This is a genomic window from Actinoallomurus oryzae (assembly GCF_039541955.1).
Lineage (GTDB): Bacteria > Actinomycetota > Actinomycetes > Streptosporangiales > Streptosporangiaceae > Actinoallomurus > Actinoallomurus oryzae.
The window spans coordinates 174,183-191,021 of the sequence record NZ_BAABHF010000024.1 but is presented as its reverse complement, the minus strand read 5'-3'; the positions used below and the strand labels follow the sequence as shown (position 1 = coordinate 191,021).

The window sequence follows — 16,839 nt, the reverse complement described above, 5'->3', positions numbered from 1 at the left end:
ACGCCGGGTCCGAGACGGCCTCGGCCCCTCCAGAGGGAGGCTTCACCTTGGCCGGCCGTACCGACCCCGGGAGCGACCCCCGGGAACCCGCGGCACCGGGCTTCGCCCTGCCACCTGACGCGCCGGAGCCGCTCGGCAACGGTCCGGGCGGCTACGGCCGGCGGGTGCTGCGTGAGCGCACCCCGACGCTGATCACCGAGGTGCGCGACCGGCACCCGTACGGGCCGGGGCAGCGCCGCGCGCTCGACGCGCTGCGGGAGGAGATCGCCTCCGGTGCGATGCGGCCGCTCGGCGAGGGCGCGCCCGACCGTGCCCGCTGGGACCGCTGGGGCGCCGCCTACTTCGGCCGTCCGTGGGCCGACGTGCCGTTCCTGTGGTGGGAGTCCTACTTCTACCGGCGGCTGCTGGAGGCGGTGGAGTTCTTCACGCCCGGTCCCTGGTTCTGGGTCGACCCGTTCGAGTACTGGAAGACCGCGGAACTCCGGGACGCGACGGTCGCCGTGCCCGCTCATCGGCGGCCCGCCGCCGATGAGCGGCAGGCCCTCCTGCTGGCCTCGCTGTGGGGCAACCAGGCCGACCTGGGCTTCCTGTTCGGAGCCGCGGGAGGGCCGGCCGCCTCCGGCGGCCTGGTGGCCGACGACGGTGCCCTGGTGTGGTCCGCGCTCGACGCGGGCGGCCCGGACCACGTGGCCGTCGTCGCCGACAACGCCGGCCGGGAGCTGCTGGCCGACCTGCTGCTGATCGACCACCTGCTCCACACCGGCCTGGCCGCGAGGGTGACGCTGCACCTCAAGCCGCATCCGTACTACGTCTCCGACGCGACAACGGCCGACCTGGTCGCCTGCCTGCGCCACCTCGCCGCCGCGGACGGCGAGGCCGCCGCCGTCGAGCGGAGGCTGTCCGAGACGATCGGCACGGGCCGCCTCCGCCTCCGCGCCCATGCGTTCTTCTGCGCGCCGTGGTCGTACCACCACATGCCCGCCGACCTGGCGGAGGAGTTCGGCGGCCGCACACTCACGATCATGAAGGGCGATCTGAACTACCGGCGCCTCGTCGGCGACCTCGCCTGGCCGCCCACGACGCCGTTCGCCGAGGTCACCGCGTACTTCCCGGGGCCGGTGGCCGCGCTGCGCACGCTGAAGTCCGACGTCGTGACGGGCGTCGACGCCGCGACGCTGTCCTCGCTCGACGCGTCCGGCGGCGACTGGCGGACGAGCGGCACCCACGGCCTGATCCAGGCGCGCGTGTCAACTTGACTCGGCCCTGACGGGCCGGGTTTGGAGGTAGCTCCCGGCTGGCTGCTGGGTGGGCTCCTCCGTTCAGCCGCCCCTTTTAGGGGGTGGCAGGGACGCGTGACTCACTCCCCGCGGTCCACACAGCTTCGCCTTTGCGGGCGATGTTGTGGGAGGCGTTGCGGTCTGCGTGGGCAACGACCCCGCAGTTCCGGCAGCAGAAAACCGATTGGCTGACCCGGTTGTTGTTGTCGATGTGGCCGCACTCACAGCACTGTTGTGAGGTGTAGGCCGGATCGACGAAGACCACGGGCACGCCGGCCCGCTTGGCCTTGTAGGCGATGAAGTCTGCGAGCTGGGCGAAGGCCCAAGAGTGGAGGGTGACCCGTTGGGGCTTGCGGAGCCGTACCCTCTGCCGGATTCCCTTGAGGTCCTCCAGGGCGATTCCGGATGAGGTGCGTTGAGCCTCGGTCACGATCGTCTTGGCGATGATGTGGTTCTGGTTCGCGGTGTGGCGCTTCTCGCTGCGTCTGCGTTTCTTCAGCAGCCGTTTGGCGGACTTGGTCCGCTTCTTCTGAAGCTTGCGGCGTAGTTCGAGCTGCCGTTTGCGGTGCCGGTTGAGTCCCCGCCCGGCGGCCTTGTAGCCGGTGGAGGTGGTCGCGATGGCGGCGATGCCCAGGTCCACGCCGATGAACCGGCCGGGCTCGTACCGCTCGGCCTCGGGCACCTCACAGGTGGCGATCAGATAGAACACCCCATCACGCCGGACCAGATCCGATTCACCCTGCCGGTGCTCCTGCAGCGTCTTGAGCGCACCCGCCGAGCAGGCGAACCGGACGTTCTTCACCCGGCCCTGGACGGTCCACACCGACACGGTCCCGGCGTCGTACTGCCACGACAAACACCGGTCATCGTAGGGTTGCGCGGCCTCGGCACGGAACACGATCGGCTTGGTCTCGGCCTTGAGGCGACGGCGAGAGCCCGGCTTGCCGAGGTTCCCGGCACGAATGTTCGCCTTCAACGTGGTGTAGGCGTCACGGACCTTCTTGATCACATGCTGGGCGGCCTGCGCCCCCAGGCCCCGCGACTTCAGCTCCGCGTAGGTGTGCTTGCGCAGCTCGTACACGTGCGGCACACCGCGCTCGAACGCCACGGCCGAGACCCAGTTCGCCGCCTCGTTGACCACGTGCAGGGTCCGCTCAAGCGCCAGCGCCTGCCCGGCATCCGGCATGAGTTTGACCTGCACCACGACCTTCACGGTCAGTAACCTTAACGTTCTTCTGTGTCACGCAGGAGGGTAATCTCCTGATAACCACAGGGGTAACAGCGTCGCCTACACCCCGCACACGCATTTGGTCTCCCCCGCCCCAGCACCGGTCCAGCCGGCGCTAGTGCGCCGCACTCGAGGGAAGCGATTCCTCTCGGCCCTGAAGGACTGGGGTTCCTCGCTAGATCATGCTGAAACCGTCGGTGCCGTCGGCCATGCTGGGCCCGACCCGTAGAAGGGGAGGAGAGGGGCCGGCATGCCGATCCACGTCGCGAGCCGCCGTCGTTCGGCGGCCGGGCTCGCCGGGGCCTTTCCGGCGGCGCGCATCATCGACGTGACCTCGCGGGCCGAGGAGCCCTGGGTGCGGCTCAGCCCGTTCTACCCGCACGGCGGCATCCCGGTGCCGCGCTCACCCGGGGTCACCGCGCAGTCGGTCGAGGGCATCTGGCAGGCGCTGAAGGTCTTCGCCACCGCGGACGTCGACCGCGCCGTCCTCGGCAACACGCGCATGCGCGGGCTGAAGCGCACCGTGCGCAGGTACGGCCCGGTCCGCGGCCACCGTGACGGGCTCGACGGCGAGACGCTGCTGCCGTACGAGACGGCGCGGCGCCGCATCTACCTGCCGGCCTACCGCTGGGTGCTGGAGAACAGGACCGCCGACCTGGTCGACCGCCTCCGCGCCATGGCCGCCGACGGCGACGTCGTCCTGCTCGACTACACGACCAACGGCGACGTCGCCGACCCGTCCGCCCCGCTGTCGCACGCCGCGCTCATCGCCCATCACGTGCGAGGTCACTGGCCGCATGAGGCGTGACGCCGGGTGATCCCGGCCGGTCGAGCATGGCGCGATGCTCGGAATGGCCGCTGAAAGCGTGGTAAAGCGGAGCCATGACGTATGACATCGCCGAGCCGTACGGGCCGCTCATCACGAGCACGCTGCGTCTCGTCACGTGGAACGTCTGGGCGCGTTTCGGGCCCTGGGAGAGCCGGGAGACCGCGATCAAGGCCACCCTGGCACGCCACGACCCGGACGTCGTCGCCCTCGTCGAGGCATGGGACGGCCAGGCGGAGCGGCTCGGGATGCCGCACCACGTCTTCGCGGGCGAAGGCCTGGCCGTGCTGTCCCGCTGGCCGATCGAGCGGCACGAGTGGCGTCGCCTGCCCGGCCCCGAGGGAGCCGGGGGCGGCGTCGTGTTCACCGAGATCGCCGGGCCGCGCGGCCCCGTTCAGATCTTCACGGTGGCGCTGACCTGGCGGCTGGAGCACGGCGCGGTGCGGCAGGAGCAGGTACGCGCGCTGAGCGCGTTCGTCGCCGAGCTCCAGCGCCGGAGCCGGCCGACGATCGTGTGCGGTGACTTCAACGCCGACCCGGACAGCGACGAGATCCGCATGCTGACCGGCAAGGCCGCGACGGCAGTGCCGGACCTGGTCTGCTACGACGCCTGGGACACCGCCGGCACCGGCGGTCCCGGTCACACCTGGGCGCGGGCCAATCCCTGGGCGGCCCCGGTGCTGTGGCCCGACCGGCGGATCGATCACATCCTGTCCGCCTGGCCCCGGCGCGGCGGCGCCGGCCATCCGGTTCACTGCGAGGTCATCGGCGCCGACCCGGTCGACGACGTCGTCCCCTCCGACCACTACGGCGTCCTAGCCGACCTGCGGTATTAGGGTCTGTCTCAAAGCCCCGCTGTCCTACTGCGCGGCGTCCAGGCGCCGCCTCGCCGCGTTGTCGTCGGTCGCCGGCCAAACCCGGGCTGACTCCCTCCTCCGCCTTGCGACGCGCCGGCTGGACGCCGCTCGCTACGGACGGGGACCTTGAGACAGACCCTAGACGGACGTTGGGACCGGAGGTGTCTCCGGTTGGCTGTCGTCGCCGGGGGTCGGTATGCTTTTCCCGCCGATGAACGCGGATTTCGATCCGTGACTTCGGCGCCTCGAAGATCCCGGTTCGTACAACGGGAGAACGTCCGCTAAGCTGGGCGTCGCCCGCGAGGGAGACCAAGCGGGCGGGTTGAGGTCCCGTCGTCTAGTGGCCTAGGACGCCGCCCTCTCAAGGCGGTAACGCCGGTTCAAATCCGGTCGGGACTACAGCAGGAAGGGCTGATCGCCATAACGGCGGTCAGCCCTTTTGTCATAAGCGTCCTTCACTTACGCCTCAGCGGGCACACGGCTCAATTCGCCCCATTGTTTCCAGATATGTGGTGACGCATGCTCAGGATCGACCGACGTCATCCACCGCCGAGCGCACATCCACCGTCTTCCGCAACTCCACCGCCGACCGCACGTCAGGCGCCGACGAGCGCGAGCGCCTCTTCGCGGGCCATCGCCGCGCCGCGTGCGAACGCCGCCGCGTACGCCGCCTCGCCGATCAGCTCCCCGGCCCGGCGGGCGACGCGCGCGATGTCCGGGTCGCCCGCCACGGAGATCCCGCGCAGAGCCGCGCCCGCGCCGAGCAGCGTCGCGGCGCGTTCCCCGTCACCACGGAGCACCGCCACCCCGGCCAGCCCCTCGACGGCGTCCGCCGCGGCCCGCGCGTCGTTGCCGCCGACGCCGAGCGCCTGCCGGTGCCACGCCTCGGCCGCGGCGGCGTCTTCCTCGGCCTCGGCGATCCGGCCGAGGCTGACGAGGACGCGGCCCCGTACCTCGGTGACGCCGAACGACGCCGCCGTGCAGGCCTTCAGCGCCTCCTCGGCCAGGCGGCGGGCCTCGCCCAGGTCGCCGGTCAGCCGCGTCAGCTCGGCCAGCCCGTGCCGGACCTGCGCCACCCTCTCCGGCGAGCCCGACCGGCGCGCGAACTCACCGGCCTGCGCGTAACAAGAACGCGCTCCCGCGACGTCGCCGGCACGCCCCAGCCCCTCGGCCCGCAGGCACAGCAGGTCGGCGATGTCCTCGGCGGCGTCGAGCCGGCGGACCAGCGCGAGCGCCTCATCGGCCAGCGCGAGCGACCGGCGGTCGTCCCCGCGCCAGGCCGCCAGGCGGGCCAGCGCGGACAGGACCCCGGCCAGTCCCCAGCGGTCGCCGACCGCCCGGAAACCCTCGGTACTGGCCGTGAACTCGGCCTCGGCGCCATCGACGTCGCCCTGGAAGAGCAGGACGTACCCCCACCCGAGATGACGGAGCGCCAGCGACCACGGGTCGTGGCCCATCAGCCGCTCCTGCAGCTCGACGTCCGCCGCGGCCGGCCCGGTGCCGAGCGCCCACATCACGGTCACCACCGGGCGCAGTGGCCGGTGCTCACCGGTCTGGCGGCCGGCGGCCACCACGTCGAGGAACCGCTGGAGGTCGTGCGCCGGGGATCCCTGGACGCCGCCGATGACGATGACCAGGACGGCGAAGAGGTACTCCTCTTCCAGCCCGGCCGGCGGCTCGGGCCCGATGACGTCGAGCAGTTCGAGGGCGACCGGCACGCCCTCGCTGCGCAGCCCGCGCAGCCACCAGTACGACCCCACGGCCGTGAGCAGGCGCAGCGCCAGAGGGGGGTCGGCGCGCACGGCCCACCGCAGCGCCGCCATGAGGTTGCCGTGGTCGGCGTCGAGCCGGGCCAGCCAGTCCACCTGCTCGGCCCGGCGCAGGTACGGCTCGGCGGTCTCGGCCAGGTCGAGGAAGTACGCGGCGTGCGCCGCGTGCGTGGACTCGTCCTCGCCGGCCTCGGCCAGCCGCTCGGCGCAGAACGCCCGGATGGTGTCGAGCATCCGGTAGCGGCCGCCCACGTCCTCGACGAGCGACTTGTCCACGAGGTCGGCGAGCAGATCGTCGACGTCCTCGGCGGGCAGGCCGCACACACGCGCGGCGGCGTCCGGCGTCGCGCCGCCGGCGAAGACCGTCAGCCGCCGCGCCAGGGTCCGTTCGTCCTCGCCCAGCAGGTCCCAGCTCCACTCGACCACCGCACGCAGCGTCCGGTGCCGGGGCGCCTTCGTACGGTCGCCGCGCGAGAGCAGCCGGAACCGGTCGTCCAGGCGGGCGGCGACCTCCTCCACGGTGAGCGAGCGCAGGCGTGCGGCGGCCAGCTCGATGGCCAGCGGGAGCCCGTCGAGCGCGACGCAGATCCGCTGGATGGTGCCGAGCTCGGCCGTCGGGTCCAGATCCGGGCGTACGGCGGCGGCACGATCGGCGAACAGGCGGATCGCCGGATATCCCAGCGCGTCGAGGGCGTCCGCCGCGGGCGGTGGCAGGGGGAGCGGGGGAAGCGGGCACAGGCCCTCGCCGGTGATGCCGAGCGCCTCGCGGCTCGTCGCCAGCACGCGGAGCTCCGGGCAGGCGCCGAGCAGCCGGTGCGCGAGCCGGGCGGCGCTGTCGACGACGTGCTCGCAGTTGTCGAGGATGAGCAGGAGCGGCCGTTGGGACAGCGCGGCGACGAGCCGCGCCTCGGGGTCGGGCCGCGCCTCGGCCGGCTGCGCGAACAGGCCGGACTCGCGCAGCCCGAGGGCCTCGACGACCGCCTGCACGACCGTGTGCCGGGCCCCCGCGGCGTCGACCGGCGCCAGGTCGACGAAGCACACCTCGCCGTTCTCCTGCGCGGCCGCCTCGATCGCCAGGCGGGTCTTGCCGGACCCGCCCGGGCCGAGGAGCGTCACGAGCCGTCCGGCGGCGAGCAGCTTGGAGATCCGCCGCAACTCCTCCTCGCGCCCGACGAAGCTGGTCAGCTGGGCCGGCAGCGCGCGGCGCGCGTCCGGCGTCTCCGGCGGCGCGGCCGGCCGCTCGGCGCGCAGGATCGACAGGTGCACGGCGGCCAGCTCGGGTGACGGGTCGGCGCCGAGCTCCTCGGCGAGAACCCGGCGTGTGTCCTCGAACACGGTGAGGGCCTCGGCCTGCCGGCCGCCGCCGTGGAGCGCGCGCATCAGCTGGCCGCGCGGGCGTTCGCGCAGGGGATGGGCGGCCACCAGCTCCTGGAGCTCCGGTACGAGGTCGCGGCCGCGGCCCAGCGCCAGCGCGGCCTCGGCGCGGTCCTCCAGCGCGGACAGGCGCATCTCCTCCAGCCGTGCGGCCTGCGCCTCGGCGAACGGCGCGTCGGCCACATCGGCCAGCGCGGGCCCGCGCCACAGGTCCAGCGCCTCGCTCAGCAGGTCCATCGCGTGGGCGGCGTCACCCGCGGCCAGCGCGGTCCGCCCCTCCCCGGCGAGGCGCTCGAACCGGTGGACGTCGACGTCTTCGGGCTCGACGGCGAGGCGGTAACCGGCCGCGTGGAACTCCACCACCCCGGAGGCGAGGTCGGCGGCGGCGAGGCCGCGCCGGAGCCGGGAGACCTGGGACTGCAGGGCGTTGGCGGCGCCCGCGGGCGGTTCGTCGCCGTACAGGCCGTCGATGAGGCGCTCGGTGGTGACCAGCCGGCCGGCGTTCAGCAGCAGAAGGGCGAGGAGCGCGCGCACCCTCGGGCCGCCGACCGACAGGGGGTGCCCTTCGGCGGACCGCACCTCCGTCGCTCCCAGAATGCCGAACTCCATGGCGTCGATTGTGGCGCATAGGAGACATATTGATCATAATCAACATTGACGATGATTGATCGGCTTGCGACGATCCCGGCATGAGCACCGCCCAGAGCGCCGCCGACCCTCTCGCCGAGCTCTTCGCCGCCTCGCCGCGTCATTTCGCCGACTCGCCGCTGTACACGCGGCTCGGCCGGGTGGTCGCGGCCGATGAGCGGCTGCTCGCCATCGCCCGGCACGCCCGATCCGGCCAGCTGCCCTCCAACCTGCTGTTCGCGTCAGTGCACTACCTGCTGCTCCGCGATCCGGCGCAGGAGCTGGCGGCCTGGTACCCCTCGACCGGACGCGAGCCCGCGGCCGGTGATCCCGGCCCGGCGTTCACCGCGTTCTGCCTGAGCCGGCGCGAGGAGATCATCGAGCTGATGCGCCGCCGTCTCGTCCAGACGAACGTCGTGAAGCGCTCGATCCTGCTGCGGCTCGGCATGACGGTGGTCGCGTCGATGACGGACGAGCCGGTGATGCTGATCGAGGTGGGGTCCAGCGCGGGCGTGCACCTGCGCTTCGACGACTACCGGTACGAGATCGGGGGGCGTACGTGGGGGAGGGCGTCCTCACCCGTCGTCGTGGCGGCCGAGTGGCGCGGGGACGGGCCGCCGCCCGACCTCGGCCCGCTGCCCGCCATCGCCGATCGCGCGGGCATCGACCTCAACCCCATCGACGCCGGCGATCCGGACGAGCGGCTCTGGCTGCGGGCGCTGATCTGGCCGGAGAACCTCGCGCAGGCGGCCCTTCAGGACGAGGCGCTGCGGGCCGTGGCGGCGAACCGACCTCGTACGTACGCGGGGGACGCGGTCGACCTGTTGCCGGAGGTCGCCGCCGAGGTGCCGCGCGGGGCGCCGATCGTGATCTTCCATTCCGCGACGCGCCTGCACGTGGCCACCGAGCGAAGAGAGGCCTTCGACGCCGCGATCGCGGGGGCCGGGCGGGAGCACGACCTGTTCCATCTGTCCTTCGAGGGGGCCCGTGACCTGGGGACGGATGCGTTCGCCCTCGAACTGAGCCGCGGCGGTGAGCCGGTCCGGCGGCTGGCGATCGGCCACGGGCACGCGGAGTGGCTTTCGGACTCCGGACCCGGCCGGCCGCGCGTCAGATGATCGAGAAGGACGCCCAGACCGCCTTGCCGCCGCCGAGGAGGGGCGTCCAGCCCCAGGCGCGGCTGATGGCCTCGATGATGTGCAGGCCGCGGCCGGTCTCGGCGACCCAGTCGGGATCCTGCATCTTGGGCGCGGTGTCGGTCGGGTCGGTCACCATGCAGACGAGCTGGCTCTCGTAGCGGGCGAGCACCAGGCGCAGCGGGTCGTGGGCGGTGGGGCACAGGCCGTACCGGATGGCGTTGGTCACCAGTTCGGAGACGACCACCGCGGCGTCGTCGTAGAAGTCGCCGAGACTCCACCGGGTAAGTGTGTCTTTTGTCACATTACGGGCGATACCCGGCGAGGCAGCCTCAGAGGGCAGGTCCTGGGCGGCGACCAGCGGCCGACCGCCGTTCGACCAAGGGGTGCCGTCAAAAGGGCGGAGCCAGTCGTCCCACCCCTGGTCGTTGAGGGGGATGCCGGTGGTTTCGCTCGGTGGCGGCAAGTTCATTGCGGACCCTGGGGGAAGTCGGGGACGTCGCGGGGCGCTCCATGCGCCGTTCCGCTATCTTGCTCCTCAAGTCGTGCATATGCAAGCACGCATGCACGCACGGATGCACGTGCATGTGCACGAGCGTCGTGCCGCTCCCGGAAGGGGTCCGACCTTTGGCTCACCGGTCGGGCGGTCTTGGATGGCTTGGAGGCGACATGTATCAGGCCTACAACGGAATATCGGCAGCCCGCCTGCGGGAGGCCAGCTGGCTCAAGAGCCATGCCAGTAATCCGAGTGGAAACTGCGTCGAACTCGCCGAACTGCCGTGTGGCGAGATCGCGATTCGCAACTCACGGTTCCCGGACGGCCCCGCGCTGCTGTACACCCGGGCGGAGATCGACGCTTTCATCAAAGGAGCGAAGGACGGCGACTTCGATCACATGCTCGCCTGAGGTGAGCGACCATACGCCGCCTGAGGCGGGCGACCACCCGCTCGCCGAGGGCCGGCCGAACCCTGCCCGCGCGAGGCGGGCGCTTTGCAACGACGGGCTCCAGTGGGACACTGGGCCGATTCCAGTGTCCTAGGGGAGCACATGATCGGGTCCCATGCCGGCGGTGAAGAGACCGCACGCGACATGTTCGGCCCCCATCGCGGTGGGCCGACCGTGTTGCGCATCATCCTGGGTTCCCAGCTGCGCCGCCTCCGCGAGAAGCGGCAGATCACGTGCGAGGAGGCCGGCGCGGCGATCCGGGGTTCGCACTCGAAGATCAGCCGCATGGAGCTGGGGCGCGTGCGCTTCCGGCGCCGCGACGTCGCCGACCTGCTCACGCTCTACGGAGTGGACGACGAGAGCGACAAGGCGGCGATGCTCACGCTGGCCGACCGGGCGAACGCCCCGGGCTGGTGGCACAGCTACTCCGACATCCTCCCGTCCTGGTTCGAGGTCTACATCGGCCTGGAGGAGGCCGCGTCCCGCATCCGCGCGTACGAGGTCCAGTTCGTCCCCGGCCTGCTGCAGACCGAGGACTACGCGCGCGCCGTCACGCTGCTGGGCCACCCGACGGCCCCGGGCCACGAGGTGGAGCGGCGCGTCGGCCTGCGGATGCGGCGGCAGTCGCTGCTGCAGTCCGACGACCCGCCGCACCTGTGGGCGGTCGTCGACGAGGCGGTGCTGCGGCGCCCGCTCGGCGGAGTCCAGGCGATGCGCCGTCAGCTGCGGCACCTGCTGGAGATGACCGAGCTGCCGAACGTCACGCTGCAGATGGTGCCGTTCGCCCTCGGCGGGCACGCGGCGGCGGGAGGGCCGTTCAGCATCCTGCGGTTCGCCGAGCGCGACCTGCCCGACGTGGTCTACCTCGAGCAGCTCACCAGTGCGCTCTACCTCGACAAGCGCGAGGACGTCGACCACTACCACGTGGTGATGGAGCGGCTCTGCATCGACGCCGAGCCGGCCTCAAAGATCCGCGACACCCTCAACCGCATCCTCAACGAGATGTAGCGCGGGATCCTCAGCGAGTCCGCCACTGGATCCTCAGCGAGATCCGGCGCCGGCTCCGCGCGCCTGCCGGGCGCGGTCGCAGACCTTGCGGCCGACGCCGCCGACCTTCCAGACCGTCTCCGCCGCCCGCGCGTGCAGCGGGTGGTCCGGGCGCCACTGACGCAACCAGACCAGGCCGGGGTCGACCAGCTCGAAGCCGTCGAAGAACCCCAGCACGTCCTCGCGGTTGCGCGCGGTGTTCGCCTGGGGCCGGTGGAGGGCGGTCCGGTAGATGTCCTCGATGGCGCCGGCGACCTCGGGCCGGATGTCGAAGACGAGATGAGAGAGGGCCAGGTGGCTTCCCGGCGCGGTCGCGTCCCGCAGCGTCGCGACGCTTTTGTATGGATCGTCCGCGTTCGGGATGACGTGCAGCGCGCCGAAGATGAGGATGGCGACCGGCTCGTCGAAGTCGATGACGCCGCGCACCTCGCGGTCGTCGACCAGTTCCTGGGGGTGCAGGATGTCGCCCTCGACGACGGCCGTGCGCTCGTCGCAGGCGAGGACCGCGCGGCCGTGTGAGATCACGACCGGGTCGTTGTCGACGTAGACCACGCGGGCGTCCGGGAGCACCGAGCGCGCCACCTCGTGCGTGTTCTGGAGGGTGGGAAGGCCGGACCCGATGTCGAGGTACTGCCGGATGCCCTGCGCGGCGAGGAAGCGCACGGCACGGCCGAGGAAGTTCCGGCTCTCGGCCGCGATCGCCCTGATCTCCGGAGCGATCGCGAGCAACTCTTCCGCCGCGCGCCGGTCGGCGGCGAAATTGTCCTTACCGCCGAGAAAGTAATCGTTGATGCGGGCGATGTTCGGCCGGGTCGTGTCGAACTCCCCGAGTGCCCGCCGCGCCGCGCCGGTCACATTTCACCCTTTCTACCGCTGTGAGCCGATCTTAGACCCATGCGGAGACAGCCAGCATCGAACTGAATTGTCCGGTAGTCAGGAAGCGTCGGCCGCGAGGTCGCGGGCGCGGCGGCGCGCCTCTCGCGCGGTGCGTTCGGCGCGGCGGTGCTCCCGCTCGGCCACCTGGGCCCGGCGGGAGAGGTCCGTCTGCCGGGCCTCGGCCTCGTGCACCCGCCGGCGCAGGTCGTCGAGGTCGCGTTCGGCGTCGGCCAGCCGCCGCCGGGCCTCCTCGACGGAGGACGCCCACTCGGCGAGAGAGCGCTCGGCCTCCTCGGCCTCGCGCTCGGCGGCACGGGCCCGCTCCGCGCGCCGTTCCCGCTCCTGCCGTTCCCTGCGCTCGCGTTCCCTCCGCGCGGCCTCGCCGTCCTCGCGTTCTTTCCGGGCGGCCTCGTCGTCCTCGCGGGCCTTCTTCGTCCGGCGCGGCGGGGGCTTCGGGCGGGCCGGCGGCGCGGCGGCACCGAACGGGCCGAAACCCGCGTGCCGCAGCGGATGGTCGAGCCGCCCCGCGCGTACGGCCTCGGCGGCCGACGGGTCGGCGATCGCGGCGCGCAGCGTCTCGTCCACCTCGTCGGCGAAGGCGTCGCTCAACGGCCGCCCGGCCTCGTCGGCCAGCGTGCGGGCGCGCCGGACCAGATCGTCGACGACAGAGTCCCGTTCGCGGTCCAGGGCGGTCAGGTCGCCGCCCTCCGACCAGGCCGCGCGCATGCGTTCGCCGAGCTCCAGCACGGGGCCGACCGCGTCGTCGCGGACGAGGAGGTTCACCGCCCACGCCGGGACGGTCGGGCGCCGCATCGCGGTGAGGCGCCGGGCGTCGTCGCGCGGCAGCTCGCCCGCCAGCCGCTTCCGGGTCGCGGTGAACTCCGACGGCAGCACGCCGTACAGCTCGTCGGCGGCCTCGTCGAAATCCACACCGTCATGATTACCCGTGCCCGGCCGGACGTGAAGCGTACGGTCAGCGGCTCTCGGCGTCGGCGCCGAACCGGCGGGCCGAGGCGTCCTCCTGGGCCATGCGCCGCAGCGCGAGCAGCACCTTCTCGTACAGCACGTTCGTGGCGACCGCCGTCTGCACGGCCCGGCCGCGCTCGCCCTCGACCGGAATCCCGCCGATCTCATGCTCGGCGATGATCGTCGCCGCCTCGATGTAGGGCCGCAGGTCGGTCCAGACGATGGGCCGCCCCAGGCGGCGCAGCGCGAGGAACGCCTGGGCGAGCAGGTCGCGGGTCGGCGCGTCCGGGGACACCTGCCAGCCGAGCTCGGCGACGATGGCGTCCACGTCCTCGCGGGCCGAGCGCCAGTCGGGCTCGTCGGGCCGGGCCTCGGCCGCCGGGCTCAGCGTGTACGCGGCGGTGCCGAGCAGCTCGTGCAGGCCGACCGCCTCGTCGTCGACGGCGCCGATGATGCGCTTCACCGCCGCGACGGACAGGTCGCCGACCTCGCGGAGCGCCCGGATGAGACGCAGCCGCTCGAGGTGCTCCTCGGCGTACTCCGCCCTGGTCGCGGCGGTCGCCGCGCCTTTCGGCAGCAGGCCCTCCCGGATGTAGTACTTGATCGTCTGCACCGGCAGGCCGCTGCGGTCGCTGAGTTCGGAGATCTTCATCCGTCACCCCCCTTGACTTAGATACTAGCGCTATCCAATAGTTGGAGAGTGTCACTATCCAATGGAGGGTCTCATGAATCACACCCTGCTGACCGACGGCCGCGAGGAGCGGATCGATCTCGACGGTGACCTGCGCGCGCCGCTGACCGCACCGGTGCTCGGCTGGGTCCGCAAGCCGCACGGCTGGTGCCGTGACGATGCGTGTGTCCCGGTGGCCGCGGTGCGCGACGCCGAGGCCGGCGGGGGGATCGACGTCGTGGCCTTCGCCGAGCTGACCGGCAAGATCGCCGTTGTGGACCGTGAGGAGCGGGTGATCGCCCTCGCCGACGCCGCGCCGCTGACCCCGACCGGGTGGGCGCCGGACTTCACCCTCGACGGCCGGTCCCTGGGCGACGTCCGCGGTCGCAAGGTCGCGCTGGTCTTCTGGGCGTCGTGGTGCGGCTGCCGGTACGACCTGCCGGCGTGGGAGGAACGTCACAAGGCGCTGGAGCCGTACGGCCTCACCGTCGTGAGCATCGCGTGCGACCGCGATCCGGAGCAGGCGCGGCCCTGGCAGCGGGACCTCACCCACCCGGCGCTGACCGACGCCGACGGGATCGTCGCCGAGCGCTACGACATCGTCAACGTGCCGACGGTCGTCTGGGTGGACGAGGAGGGCCGGATCGCCCGGCCGCAGGACAGCCAGACGGCGACCGACCTGTTCCGCTCGATGAACGGCATCGACTCCGAGGTGTCATGGGCGGCGCTGCGGCGCTGGGTGATCGAGGGGGATCGCGGTCTCACGGACGCGCAGATCGGCGAGTACCTGCGCGTTCCGACGCCGGAGGAGCAGCGGGCCCGCGCTCACGCCCGCCTCGCGGTGTGGCTGGCCCGCCGGGGGCGTACGGAGGCGGCGAACCGTCATCTCGCCGAGGCCGCCGGCCTGGCCCCGCACGACGTGGCGATCCGGCGGGGACTGATGCCGCTGACCGGGGTGGACCCGTTCGGCGACGCCTACTTCGCGCTCCGGGAGGAGCTGGAGACCCGGGGAATCCCCGTCTATCGCCCGCTGGGCGCCTCCTGAGGCTCAGGGGCGGCGCATGGACTCGGAGATCTTCTCGGCCGCGGCCAGGACCGGCGGGGCGTGCATCCGGCCGGGGGAGCGGCTCAGGCGTTCGATCGGGCCGGACACGGAGATCGCGGCGATCACGCGCGCGCCGGTGCCGCGGATCGGCGCGGACACCGACGCCACGCCCTGCTCGCGTTCGCCGACGCTCTGGGCCCAGCCGCGGCGGCGGACGGAGGCCAACGTCGTCGCGGTGAACTTGGCGCCGCGCAGGCCCCGGTGGAGGCGGTCGGGCTCCTCCCAGGCCAGCAGGATCTGGGCCGCCGACCCGGCCGTCATCGGCAGCGAGCTGCCGACCGGCACGGTGTCGCGCAGGCCGCTCATCCGCTCGGCCGCCGCCACGCAGACGCGTGCGTCGCCCTGGCGGCGGTAGAGCTGGGCGCTCTCGCCGGTCAGGTCGCGCAACTGGGTGAGGATGGGCTGGGCGACGGCAAGCAGCCGGTCCTCGCCGGCCGCGGCGGCGAGCTCGGCCAGGCGGGGGCCGAGGATGAACCGGCCCTGGGTGTCGCGGTGGACCAGCCGGTGGTGCTCCAGCGCGACGGCGAGGCGGTGGGCGGTGGGGCGAGCCAGACCGGTCGTCTGCACGAGCTGGGCCAGCGAGGCGGGGCCGGCCTCCAGGGCGTTCAAGACGAGTACCGCTTTGTCAAGTACGCCGACTCCGCTAGAGTTGTCCATGCCTCGATACTGCCGTCTCGCAATCTGAGATGCAAGTCGTGAGCAAAGGAGCCCAGGACCAAGAAGAGGTGAAGTGATGGGCCGGACACTGGCGGACAAGGTTTACGACGCGCACGTGGTGCGCAGCGCGGAGGGCGAGCCGGACGTCCTCTACATCGATCTTCACCTCGTCCACGAGGTGACGAGCCCGCAGGCCTTCGACGGCCTGCGCATGGCGGGCCGCAAGATTCGCCGGCCGGACCTGACGATCGCCACCGAGGACCACAACGTCCCGACGACCGACATCCTGGCCCCGATCGCCGACCCCGTCTCGCGGACGCAGGTGGAGACCCTGCGCAAGAACTGCGCCGAGTTCGGCGTACGCCTGCACCCGATGGGCGACGCGGGCCAGGGCATCGTGCACGTGATCGGCCCGCAGCTCGGGCTCACCCAGCCCGGCATGACGGTCGTCTGCGGCGACTCGCACACGTCCACGCACGGCGCGTTCGGTGCTCTGGCGTTCGGCATCGGCACGAGCGAGGTCGAGCACGTCCTGGCGACGCAGACGCTGTCGCAGAACAAGCCCAAGATGATGGCGGTCACCGTGAACGGTGAGCTGCCCTACGGCGTGACCGCCAAGGACCTGATCCTGGCGATCATCGCCCGCATCGGCACCGGCGGCGGCCAGGGCCACATCATCGAGTACCGCGGCGAGGCGATCCGCGCGCTCTCGATGGAGGGCCGCATGACGGTCTGCAACATGTCCATCGAGGCGGGTGCCCGCGCCGGCATGATCGCGCCGGACGAGACGACCTTCGCCTACCTCGAAGGCCGCCCCAACGCCCCGAAGGGCGCCGACTGGGAGGCCGCCAAGGAGTACTGGCGGTCGCTGCGCACCGACGACGACGCCGTCTTCGACCGCGAGGTCGTCATCGACGCCGTCGAGCTGACCCCGTTCGTCACCTGGGGCACCAACCCCGGCCAGGGCGCTCCGCTGTCCTCGAGCGTGCCGGACCCGTCCTCGTTCGAGGACCCGACCCGCCGCAGCGCCGCCGAGCGGGCCCTGGAGTACATGGGCCTGACCGCCGGCACCCCGCTGCGCGACATCGCCGTCGACACCGTGTTCGTCGGTTCCTGCACCAACGGCCGCATCGAGGACCTGCGCGCCGCGGCCGAGGTCGTCAAGGGCCGCAAGGTCGCCGACGGCGTCCGCATGCTGGTCGTGCCGGGCTCGATGAAGGTCAAGGCGCAGGCGCAGGAGGAGGGCCTCGACGCCGTGTTCACCGAGGCCGGCGCCGAGTGGCGCGAGGCGGGCTGCTCGATGTGCCTCGGCATGAACCCCGACCAGCTCAAGCCGGGGGAGCGCAGCGCCTCGACCTCCAACCGCAACTTCGAGGGCCGGCAGGGCAAGGGCGGCCGTACCCACCTGGTCTCGCCCGCCGTCGCCGCCGCCACCGCCGTCACCGGCCGCCTGGCCGCTCCCGCCGACCTGTAACGAGG

15 protein-coding genes and 1 tRNA gene are annotated in these 16,839 nt (G+C 72.3%); 9 read left to right on the top strand and 7 right to left on the bottom strand.

Annotated elements, in window-relative coordinates; all coding sequences use genetic code 11:
- The first annotated feature begins 47 nt into the window (after positions 1–47).
- The gene (locus ABEA10_RS22080) at positions 48–1,256 is read left to right on the top strand and encodes a damage-control phosphatase ARMT1 family protein (protein WP_345466744.1); all 1,209 of its coding nucleotides are present in this window, start codon (positions 48–50) and stop codon (positions 1,254–1,256) included.
- Between the two features lie 76 nt (positions 1,257–1,332).
- Here ABEA10_RS22080 and ABEA10_RS22075 read toward each other — a convergent pair whose 3' ends face one another.
- Positions 1,333–2,490 (bottom strand): RNA-guided endonuclease InsQ/TnpB family protein, encoded by a 1,158-nt coding sequence (locus tag ABEA10_RS22075; RefSeq protein ID WP_345466742.1) that lies wholly within the window; start codon positions 2,488–2,490, stop codon positions 1,333–1,335.
- Between the two features lie 265 nt (positions 2,491–2,755).
- On the opposite strand from ABEA10_RS22075, the gene ABEA10_RS22070 reads away from it, so the two are divergent.
- The 3 genes from ABEA10_RS22070 (at position 2,756) to ABEA10_RS22060 (ending at position 4,587) form a co-directional block, all read left to right on the top strand.
- The gene (locus tag ABEA10_RS22070) at positions 2,756–3,313 is read left to right on the top strand and encodes a DUF6939 family protein (RefSeq protein WP_345466739.1); all 558 of its coding nucleotides are present in this window, start codon (positions 2,756–2,758) and stop codon (positions 3,311–3,313) included.
- 74 nt (positions 3,314–3,387) lie between these two features.
- Positions 3,388–4,167, top strand: a complete 780-nt coding sequence (locus ABEA10_RS22065) for an endonuclease/exonuclease/phosphatase family protein (RefSeq protein WP_345466736.1) — start codon at positions 3,388–3,390, stop codon at positions 4,165–4,167.
- A 347-nt stretch (positions 4,168–4,514) separates the two neighbouring features.
- Positions 4,515–4,587: transfer RNA gene (locus tag ABEA10_RS22060), tRNA-Glu, on the top strand.
- Positions 4,588–4,784: 197 nt separating this feature from the next.
- On the opposite strand, the gene ABEA10_RS22055 is transcribed toward ABEA10_RS22060, so the two are convergent.
- Positions 4,785–7,940: an AfsR/SARP family transcriptional regulator gene (locus ABEA10_RS22055; protein WP_345466733.1), complete on the bottom strand. Its 3,156-nt coding sequence runs from the start codon at positions 7,938–7,940 to the stop codon at positions 4,785–4,787.
- Positions 7,941–8,020: 80 nt separating this feature from the next.
- On the opposite strand from ABEA10_RS22055, the gene ABEA10_RS22050 reads away from it, so the two are divergent.
- Positions 8,021–9,076, top strand: a complete 1,056-nt coding sequence (locus ABEA10_RS22050) for a DUF2332 domain-containing protein (RefSeq protein ID WP_345466730.1) — start codon at positions 8,021–8,023, stop codon at positions 9,074–9,076.
- Here ABEA10_RS22050 and ABEA10_RS22045 read toward each other — a convergent pair.
- Complete coding sequence (locus tag ABEA10_RS22045; RefSeq protein ID WP_486303801.1) at positions 9,069–9,566, bottom strand: ATP-binding protein; 498 nt, start codon at positions 9,564–9,566, stop codon at positions 9,069–9,071. The two genes, ABEA10_RS22050 and ABEA10_RS22045, sit on opposite strands and share 8 nt — an antisense overlap.
- 197 nt (positions 9,567–9,763) lie before the next feature.
- Between ABEA10_RS22045 and ABEA10_RS22040 the strand changes: the two genes are divergently transcribed.
- Both ABEA10_RS22040 and ABEA10_RS22035 read left to right on the top strand, forming a co-directional pair.
- On the top strand, positions 9,764–10,000 hold the full coding sequence (locus tag ABEA10_RS22040) for a DUF397 domain-containing protein (protein ID WP_285571323.1): 237 nt from the start codon (positions 9,764–9,766) through the stop codon (positions 9,998–10,000).
- A gap of 141 nt (positions 10,001–10,141) precedes the next feature.
- Positions 10,142–11,047: a helix-turn-helix domain-containing protein gene (locus tag ABEA10_RS22035; RefSeq protein ID WP_345466723.1), complete on the top strand. Its 906-nt coding sequence runs from the start codon at positions 10,142–10,144 to the stop codon at positions 11,045–11,047.
- A gap of 33 nt (positions 11,048–11,080) precedes the next feature.
- Here the strand turns inward: ABEA10_RS22035 and ABEA10_RS22030 are convergent, their stop codons facing one another.
- The 3 genes from ABEA10_RS22030 to ABEA10_RS22020 all read right to left on the bottom strand — a co-directional run bounded on the left by ABEA10_RS22030 (position 11,081) and on the right by ABEA10_RS22020 (position 13,580).
- The gene (locus ABEA10_RS22030) at positions 11,081–11,941 is read right to left on the bottom strand and encodes an SAM-dependent methyltransferase (protein WP_345466721.1); all 861 of its coding nucleotides are present in this window, start codon (positions 11,939–11,941) and stop codon (positions 11,081–11,083) included.
- A gap of 78 nt (positions 11,942–12,019) precedes the next feature.
- Complete coding sequence (locus ABEA10_RS22025) at positions 12,020–12,892, bottom strand: hypothetical protein (protein WP_345466719.1); 873 nt, start codon at positions 12,890–12,892, stop codon at positions 12,020–12,022.
- A 43-nt stretch (positions 12,893–12,935) separates the two neighbouring features.
- The gene (locus tag ABEA10_RS22020) at positions 12,936–13,580 is read right to left on the bottom strand and encodes a MerR family transcriptional regulator (protein ID WP_345466716.1); all 645 of its coding nucleotides are present in this window, start codon (positions 13,578–13,580) and stop codon (positions 12,936–12,938) included.
- Positions 13,581–13,653: 73 nt separating this feature from the next.
- Here ABEA10_RS22020 and ABEA10_RS22015 point away from each other — a divergent pair, with 73 nt between their 5' ends.
- Positions 13,654–14,643, top strand: a complete 990-nt coding sequence (locus ABEA10_RS22015) for a redoxin domain-containing protein (RefSeq protein WP_345466714.1) — start codon at positions 13,654–13,656, stop codon at positions 14,641–14,643.
- Positions 14,644–14,646: 3 nt separating this feature from the next.
- Here the strand turns inward: ABEA10_RS22015 and ABEA10_RS22010 are convergent, their stop codons facing one another.
- A complete protein-coding gene (locus tag ABEA10_RS22010; RefSeq protein ID WP_329256384.1) occupies positions 14,647–15,360 on the bottom strand; it encodes an IclR family transcriptional regulator in 714 nt (237 codons plus the stop codon).
- A gap of 76 nt (positions 15,361–15,436) precedes the next feature.
- Here ABEA10_RS22010 and leuC point away from each other — a divergent pair, with 76 nt between their 5' ends.
- Entirely contained in the window at positions 15,437–16,834 is a 1,398-nt protein-coding gene (gene leuC / locus ABEA10_RS22005) for a 3-isopropylmalate dehydratase large subunit (RefSeq protein ID WP_345466712.1), read from the top strand.
- The last annotated feature ends 5 nt before the right edge of the window (positions 16,835–16,839 follow it).

Excerpts from the sequence above, each read along its gene's own strand:
- ABEA10_RS22070 (WP_345466739.1), top strand. The coding sequence starts at position 2,756 with ATGCCGATCCACGTCGCGAGCCGCCGTCGTTCGGCGGCCGGGCTCGCC.
- ABEA10_RS22065 (WP_345466736.1), top strand. The coding sequence starts at position 3,388 with ATGACGTATGACATCGCCGAGCCGTACGGGCCGCTCATCACGAGCACG.
- ABEA10_RS22055 (WP_345466733.1), bottom strand. The coding sequence starts at position 7,940 with ATGGAGTTCGGCATTCTGGGAGCGACGGAGGTGCGGTCCGCCGAAGGG.
- ABEA10_RS22050 (WP_345466730.1), top strand. The coding sequence starts at position 8,021 with ATGAGCACCGCCCAGAGCGCCGCCGACCCTCTCGCCGAGCTCTTCGCC.
- ABEA10_RS22045 (WP_486303801.1), bottom strand. The coding sequence starts at position 9,566 with ATGAACTTGCCGCCACCGAGCGAAACCACCGGCATCCCCCTCAACGAC.
- ABEA10_RS22040 (WP_285571323.1), top strand. The coding sequence starts at position 9,764 with ATGTATCAGGCCTACAACGGAATATCGGCAGCCCGCCTGCGGGAGGCC.
- ABEA10_RS22035 (WP_345466723.1), top strand. The coding sequence starts at position 10,142 with ATGATCGGGTCCCATGCCGGCGGTGAAGAGACCGCACGCGACATGTTC.
- ABEA10_RS22020 (WP_345466716.1), bottom strand. The coding sequence starts at position 13,580 with ATGAAGATCTCCGAACTCAGCGACCGCAGCGGCCTGCCGGTGCAGACG.
- ABEA10_RS22015 (WP_345466714.1), top strand. The coding sequence starts at position 13,654 with ATGAATCACACCCTGCTGACCGACGGCCGCGAGGAGCGGATCGATCTC.
- ABEA10_RS22010 (WP_329256384.1), bottom strand. The coding sequence starts at position 15,360 with ATGGACAACTCTAGCGGAGTCGGCGTACTTGACAAAGCGGTACTCGTC.
- leuC (WP_345466712.1), top strand. The coding sequence starts at position 15,437 with ATGGGCCGGACACTGGCGGACAAGGTTTACGACGCGCACGTGGTGCGC.